The organism is Rhizobium sp. RU36D (assembly GCF_900176345.1).
In the GTDB taxonomy this organism is placed as follows: domain Bacteria; phylum Pseudomonadota; class Alphaproteobacteria; order Rhizobiales; family Rhizobiaceae; genus Allorhizobium.
The window spans coordinates 1-1292 of the sequence record NZ_FWXU01000072.1; the positions used below are offsets into that span (position 1 = coordinate 1).

Annotated in this window: 1 pseudogene and 1 other annotated feature; the pseudogene reads left to right on the forward strand. The window is 58.4% G+C overall.

The window, feature by feature from the left end:
- Positions 1–1253: pseudogene (locus B9A97_RS29200) on the forward strand (IS3 family transposase); the annotation flags it as partial.
- Positions 281–397 (forward strand) — a sequence feature (AL1L pseudoknot). Its footprint overlaps the pseudogene before it by 117 nt.
- Positions 1254–1292 lie beyond the last annotated feature (39 nt).

The window sequence follows — 1292 nt, forward strand, 5'->3', positions numbered from 1 at the left end:
TGAGCAAGACAACGAACAAGTTTTCAGCTGAAGTCCGTCAACGCGCCGTTCGTATGGTGTTGGATCACGAAGCCGAGCACCCTTCGCGGTGGGCTGCTGTTTCATCTATTACGGCTAAGATCGGTTGCTCGCCAGCCACGCTGCACGAATGGGTCAAGAAGACCGAGGTCGACAGTGGTAAGCGAGCAGGCCTGTCGAGCGATGTTGCCGAGAAGATGAAACCTTTGGAGCGGGAGAACCGCGAGCTTCGTCAAGCCAATGAGATTTTGCGCAAGGCATCTGCTTATTTTGCGATGGCCGAGCTCGACCGCCCCTTCAAACGATGATCTCGTTCATTGACGAACACCGTGGGGTGTTCGGGGTCGAGCCGATCTGCAGGCTTTTGCCGATTGCCCCGTCAACCTACTTCGAGAACGTCGCCAAGCGTCTGGACGTGGATCGCCTGTCGGTCCGAGCCCGCAGCGATATCGGCCTGAAGATTGAGATACGTCGGGTGTGCAATGAGACCTTCCAGGTCTATGGCGTGCGCAAGGTCTGGCGACAGTTGCAGCGAGAAGGCTTCGATATCGCTCGCTGCACCGTCGCAAGGCTTATGAGGGCAATGGGGCTGCAGGGCATCATCCATGGCAAGCCGATCCGAACGACGATCAGCGACAAGGCCGCCCCATGCCCACTCGACCGCGTGAACCGGCAGTTCTTTGCTCCCGCGCCGAACATCTGTGGTTATCCGATTTCACCTATGTCGCGACCTGGCAGGGCTTCGTCTACGTGGCCACGCGACAAATGCTGCGCATTTGCGCTGATGTCATCGATGCCTTTGCACGCCGCATTGTCGGTTGGCGAGCAAGCCGGACCGCACATGCGGGCTTCGTCCTCGATGCTCTCGACCTGGCGCTTCATGATCGGCGGCCCGTCCATCGCGGTGGGCTAATCACCATTCCGATAGGGGCGTGCAATACGTGTCCATTCGCTATTCCGAGCGACTGGCGGAAGCGGGCATCGAGCCCTCCGTCGGAAGCGTTGGCGACAGCTACGACAATGCTCTCGCTGAAACGATCAACGGTCTTTACAAGGCAGAGGTCATCCATCGGCGAGGACCATGGCGCAACTTCGAAGCTGTGGAGTTCGCCACACTCGAATGGGTCGATTGGTTCAACAATCGCCGTCTTCTGGAACCCATAGGCCACATACCGAAAGCCGAAGCCGAGGAGCAGTACTACGCCACCCTGGACGCACTAGCCATGGCCGCATAACTTAAACGAAATCGCCTCCGGCAAACCCGGCGTGGTTCA